This is a genomic window from Edaphosphingomonas fennica (assembly GCF_003034225.1).
In the GTDB taxonomy this organism is placed as follows: domain Bacteria; phylum Pseudomonadota; class Alphaproteobacteria; order Sphingomonadales; family Sphingomonadaceae; genus Sphingomonas_E; species Sphingomonas_E fennica.
This window is the reverse complement of record NZ_PHHF01000078.1, coordinates 1-5303: the sequence shown is the minus strand read 5'-3', so window position 1 is coordinate 5303 and position 5303 is coordinate 1. Positions and strand designations below refer to the sequence as shown.

General features: G+C 59.9%; 5 protein-coding genes. 2 read left to right on the top strand and 3 right to left on the bottom strand.

What is annotated here, in order from left to right; translation table 11 throughout:
- Positions 1–75 precede the first annotated feature (75 nt).
- Positions 76–1149, bottom strand: coding sequence for a recombinase family protein (locus CV103_RS19875; protein WP_211314430.1), 1074 nt, complete (start codon positions 1147–1149; stop codon positions 76–78).
- 21 nt (positions 1150–1170) lie between these two features.
- The gene (locus CV103_RS22230) at positions 1171–1560 is read right to left on the bottom strand and encodes a hypothetical protein (protein WP_146163457.1); all 390 of its coding nucleotides are present in this window, start codon (positions 1558–1560) and stop codon (positions 1171–1173) included.
- A 99-nt stretch (positions 1561–1659) separates the two neighbouring features.
- Between CV103_RS22230 and CV103_RS22225 the strand changes: the two genes are divergently transcribed.
- Both CV103_RS22225 and CV103_RS19865 read left to right on the top strand, forming a co-directional pair.
- A complete protein-coding gene (locus CV103_RS22225) occupies positions 1660–2346 on the top strand; it encodes a hypothetical protein (protein WP_146163456.1) in 687 nt (228 codons plus the stop codon).
- A complete protein-coding gene (locus tag CV103_RS19865; RefSeq protein WP_107395932.1) occupies positions 2333–2926 on the top strand; it encodes an RES family NAD+ phosphorylase in 594 nt (197 codons plus the stop codon). Before CV103_RS22225 ends, CV103_RS19865 begins: the two co-directional genes overlap by 14 nt.
- A gap of 576 nt (positions 2927–3502) precedes the next feature.
- Here CV103_RS19865 and CV103_RS19855 read toward each other — a convergent pair.
- The gene (locus CV103_RS19855; protein ID WP_245896970.1) at positions 3503–5182 is read right to left on the bottom strand and encodes a helicase-related protein; all 1680 of its coding nucleotides are present in this window, start codon (positions 5180–5182) and stop codon (positions 3503–3505) included.
- Between the last annotated feature and the right edge of the window lie 121 nt (positions 5183–5303).

The following is a 5303-nucleotide window of genomic DNA, read 5'->3' as shown; positions in this document are numbered from 1 at the left end:
GCCAGAATTCACCAACCGGCGCGGCCACCTATCGGCCATCAAAATTGACGCCGACCGGACTCCGTAATCGTCGCGCTACATGCGTCCTCGGCAACCGCTCTTCCCCCGTCGGGCAGCGGTGCAGCAGGTGTAGTAACGATATTGGTCGCCCTTTCCGGAGGTGCGAAGCGTCATCGCTCCGCCGCAGTCGGCGCAGAAGCACACTCCGCCAAGCAGCGTACCAGCGGAGACAAACCGAGGCGCTCTGAGCTGTGGGCTTCGCGATCGCATCACTTTCTGCACTTCGGCAAACTCTTCCTCGCTGATGATCGGCTCGACCGCCATTTCAACGATGTCATCCTCGGATTTCCTCTCGCCCTTCCGCTTGCCCGAGACGTTGAATCGATGCCTGCCAATGTATGTTTCACGCGTAAGAATCTGGTGGACTGCGCCAACGCCCCACCGACCACCCGTCTGGGTCCGAATGCCATGTGCGTTAAGGTAGTCGGCGATCTGTCGCGAACCCATGGGACCGTCTTCACTGCCGATTCTAGCGAGGCGGAACATGAGCCGAACAGTTTCAGTCTGCGAGGGGTCTGGCTCAATCTTCTTCTTTGCGCGCGTGCCTCGCTGCTCAGCGACTGCGATTTTGTAGCCAAACGGCGGGCGCGAGCCGTTCCAGTATCCCTGGCGCGCGTTCTCTCGCATGGCGCGAAGGGTATGCTTGGCATTCTCCTTCGATTGATATTCATCGAACAGCGCCATGATCTGACGCATCATCACGCTCATTGGATCATCGCCGAGATCCTGCGTGATGGAAATCAGGCGTATCCCGTTCTTCGCCAGCCGCCGCACGTAGAACTCGAGCTGGAACTGATCGCGGAAAAATCGTGAGAACGAGTGGACGATAATGCAGTCGAACGGCGCGGGCTTCTCTGCTGCGGAGTCCATCATCCTCTGAAACTCGGGACGACGGTCGTCCGTAGCGGATGCTCCGGGTTCGACGAACTCGGCGATCACGGCAATCCCCTTCACGTCGCAATAAGCGTGAAGCTGCCGCCGCTGATCGGGAATCGACAAATCATGCTCGGCTTGGCGGCCGGTTGAGACGCGGAGATAGAGAGCGGCACGCCCCGGCGGCACCAGGGCTGGGGTTGCTCTGGCGTTCATGCAGGACCTCCGTTCAGCAAGTCAGTCGGTCGAGCGCAGCAGCTCATCGATGAGCGGGCCGAAATGGGCCTCGAACAGATCCAGTTCAGCCTCGGTGACCGGTACGCGTGCCGGCCAATCGTCCGTGATCCGTGTGCCCAATCGAGCGGCCACGGTTCGGCGCTCAACCCCACTCCTCTGACGGCTTGTGCGCCGTTCAGGGGACGCGTAATCGAAGAAGTCGATGACCTCCGCTGAAGCGAGTTCTGCAGCCTTGACATCCATGAACCTAAGATTGCACGAAACCGGTAAAAGCGCACGTACATCAATGGGTTGTGCGGAATTCTTCTGGCGAGAGATCGGCGGGACTCGGCGGCTCTCGGCGCTTTTGGCGCAGCGCATCGACCCATGGAGGAGTGCAAAATCGCGCAATTGGCGGGATTCCGTGCCTGCATGACAATCGCAATTGAAGTTTCAGATTTCATGACGTATATCTATCACGACAAATGAACCATTCCAAGGGACATCGCCATGGCGCCCACAGCTTCAGCCGGAACTCGCCGCCGCAGCCGCGCCAGCCACTTCGGAGGTAACGCCACATCCACGGCATCTACGCGCAGCCGCCGTTCGGAGCCCGCACCGAGCGAGGATCTGGTCGAGGCCTTTGTCCTTCGGACCGGCCGCGCCCTCGCGCGCATTGCCGAACGTATGCCGCGCGACCGCTTGCTTGCCGCCGTTGGCGCTTCGACGGACACGGACGTGCTATTCAGCTCCCTGCGAGAAGCCGCCGCGATCGGAGCAGAAATCGAGCCCGACAAGCCCGATCCTCTAACTGAGGCATTCCTGCGCGGATCAGAGATGAAGCGCGACATGCTGAAGGCGGAAGGCGGCGCGCTCTCCGCGCAGCAGCTCGCTGAGCACCTGGGCATCACGCCGCAGGGTCTCGGCCGCAAGCGGGAGCGTAACCAGGTCTTCTGGCTCGACGTCGGGGACGGTTATGTCTACCCGGCCTTCCAGATCGGCAAGAACGGCCTGCTCCCCGGCATCCGAGAGGTGCTCGACGCCTTCACGGTCGATGATCCGTGGATGCGCGTCAACTTCATGCTCACGGGCGACCAGCGACTTGGCGGCAAGCGGCCGATCGAACAGCTTCGCAAGGGCAAGATCGACGACGTGGTGACGGCAGCGGCGGCTTACGGCGAACATGGCGCCGCCTAGTTCTGGCCCACTTCCGCCGCCCGACTTCGCCAGCCGCGATCTTCCTATTGAAGAGATTGCCAACGGCGCTCGCCTTATACGCATCCATCGCAGCGACCTCGGCCCGCTCTTTTTCGGCTCGACAGGCGGAAATCGCTTCGACGATCCGACAAAATCCTACGGGGTCTGCTATCTTGCGACGACGCTCGAAGGTGCCTTCGCGGAAACCTGCCTGCGCAGCGTTGGCGCACGCTTTCTCGCCATGACTTTCCTAGAGGCACGATCTTTCTCGGAAGTGGAGGTCACCGCGCCCATCCGCTTGGTTTCTCTTCATGGCCCCGGCTTAGCGCAGATCGGCGCGACCGGTGCTGTCACGAGTGGGCCTCATGCCGTCGCGCAACAGTGGTCGCGAGCGATTCACGATCATCCTACGGCGCCGGACGGAATTGCCTATCGCTCCAACCACGACAATGGCGAGATCTGCGTCGCGCTCTTTGAGCACAGCGGGGATCGCCTTGCCGCGGGCAATGCACAGCCTATGACGGCGGACCGCCTTCGATTGGCTGAGCTTCTCGCCCGTTACAAGGTCGGTCTGGGGTAGCTGGGGATTGGCGATGGAATTCTCCTCGAGCAGAGATCGGATCCTCCGGTCCTTAGCCCTCAGCTCAGAGCGTCCCGTTGGCGCCCTCCGCCTCGGTCACCATCTCCGGGCGGCCTTCGCTCTCGCAATGTTCTCGTGGGCCACTGCGGCACGAGCCGATCCCTGTGAGGGGCAGCTTCCTACTTTTCACGGGCAGAAATTTGAAGGTGTGGTGCGCTATGTTGGTGACGGCGATAGCCTTTGCGTAGGTCAGTCACCGGACCCTCAGACGTGGATCGAAGTTCGGCTTGCCGACTTTGACGCGCCTGAACTTCATACCCCCCAAGGCCCTCGAGCTAAGTCGCTGCTCGAGCAGGTTGCATTCGGCCACATTGCGCGATGCGAAGCCCGCCGTGGGCGAAGCGGACGTGTCATCTCCCATGATCGGGTCATCGCAGTGTGTCGTGTCGACGGGCGGAGTATCGGCTACCTGCTGAAAGAACGTCATGCACCAGAGGGCGGGAATTGAATGCCTAGAGTCCTGCGCGACGAAACAATCAAAATGCTCCACCGGCGTCAGTTCATGAGAGCCAGAAGCTAGGCGATCTCCACGTACCCAATCAGTTCGGCTGAAAAACTCCCGTCTCCCCTAGCTGCACCTTTGTGCCTGAGTTCCCTCTGCAACGTGGGCTCCACAGCGCTCGCGAAGAGCGACAGACGCTCGTCAGGTGACAAGATCGGTCTCCTCGCGGCGGCATCGAAGAGCTGGCTCGCTTGCCGCTCAACGCTAGGGACTCGCGTTCCATCCGATTTGACCGCAATTGGCTGAACAGAAACGCGCTTCTCACCTGTTCCGGCCGAGGCCTCGACCAGCCAGAATGAAAGCAGTGTTGCTCCGACATCGGTTCCCTCAAGCGCAACGCCAAGTTGCTCGGGTGGAAGACTGCGCCACCGTCCAAGTTCCTCCTGCACAATGGGATGATCGAGCCCCAAGAGGTCCACCCCTTCGTTTACAGTGGCGGTCTCTCGGTCAAGCGTAAACCGCTTCTTCCGGACCCCGTCCGCTGAAACCAAGTCCCAAGTTAGGTCGTCAATTTTGGTGAGTTTCCAATTCCTATCACTGAGGGCGATCTTCAGGAACTGAATAAGGCGATCCATTCCCGATGAAACGTCGGAAAACGGCTTGTAGTCGTCAAGGCTGAAACCTTCGAGGTCCTGAAACAAATCGAAGACAACTTCCCGCGCCTCCCTTGCATTGGAAAGTGCCGCCTCCAACTCGACGGCAGTTCTTTTCAATTCGGGATCGGAAAGGGCTTCCTGATACAGGCGGTCGTAATTAAGGCGCTCCGATAGCTGTCCCAATATCTGCGAACGGAGGTCCTCTGCGATATTGCCCTGATCATCCACCTTGCCCAGCGTGCGCGCGATCTCAGTGAGCTTGTCATCCAATAATAGAAAGATTCGACCCTCAATCGTGTCTGACAACACCAGGTTATAGACTTGGGCTGTGTGGGCTTGGCCATATCGATGTATGCGGCCGATCCGTTGCTCCATGTCCATCGGGTTCCAGGGCAGGTCGAAATTGAAAAGAATGCGTGCGAATTGAAGATTTATTCCTTCACGGCCTGCCGCTGTGCAGACCAAGACGCGCGGTCCGTCCTTCAGCCTGAAGCGCCGCTCGGCAGCTACCTTTGCTCCATGATCCCCACCACGTAGCACGACAACGCCCTGGCCTGGATACACCCGTTCAATTTCCTGCGCGAGAAGATCCACTGTGCCGAGGTACGTGGCGAAAATCACGATCTTTTCGTTGGGATTCTGGCGCCAGAGCGTGCCTAGTCCATCGAGCAGTTTTTGGACCTTCGTTTCCCGCTGCTCCGGAAACACCGATAGAAGGTCGGCAATGCGAAGCCGTTCCTCGGGTAGATGGATATCGACCGCGGCCGACGCAGCGTCCTCCATGTGAGACGAGGCGAACTCGGTGCCATAAGGGTCGGAGGCCAGTTCGAGCGCCTCTTCGTCCAACTTCTTCGCCAGTCGATACTTGAGGTCGGCCATCACCCGATCAACCTCGGTCCGCCCGATGGGATCACGCCCGAGCCCCCATTCAGCATGGATCAGTTCACGGGCCTCATCGTAGAGGCGTTCACGACCCTCAATGTCCAGGTCGCGGTCGCGGATAAGGGCCTCGTGCAACGTAAGCATCAGCATCCGGCGCTTCAGCGTCCGACGCACAGCAGCGAAGCTGGAGGCTGCAATCTTCTGGAAGATGGCCATGAGAAATCCGAGAGCGCGCCCTTGGTTGCCTTTCCGCCTCGCTAGGGCCGGGACTCATAACCACCATGTGATGGCGGCGGCGAGGTGGATGCTGCCGAGGAAGACATCGGCGCGGCGGTCA

Coding starts and splice junctions, on each gene's coding strand:
- CV103_RS22225 (WP_146163456.1), top strand. CDS start 1,660: ATGGCGCCCACAGCTTCAGCCGGAACTCGCCGCCGCAGCCGCGCCAGC.
- CV103_RS19865 (WP_107395932.1), top strand. CDS start 2,333: ATGGCGCCGCCTAGTTCTGGCCCACTTCCGCCGCCCGACTTCGCCAGC.
- CV103_RS19855 (WP_245896970.1), bottom strand. CDS start 5,182: ATGGCCATCTTCCAGAAGATTGCAGCCTCCAGCTTCGCTGCTGTGCGT.
- CV103_RS19875 (WP_211314430.1), bottom strand. CDS start 1,149: ATGAACGCCAGAGCAACCCCAGCCCTGGTGCCGCCGGGGCGTGCCGCT.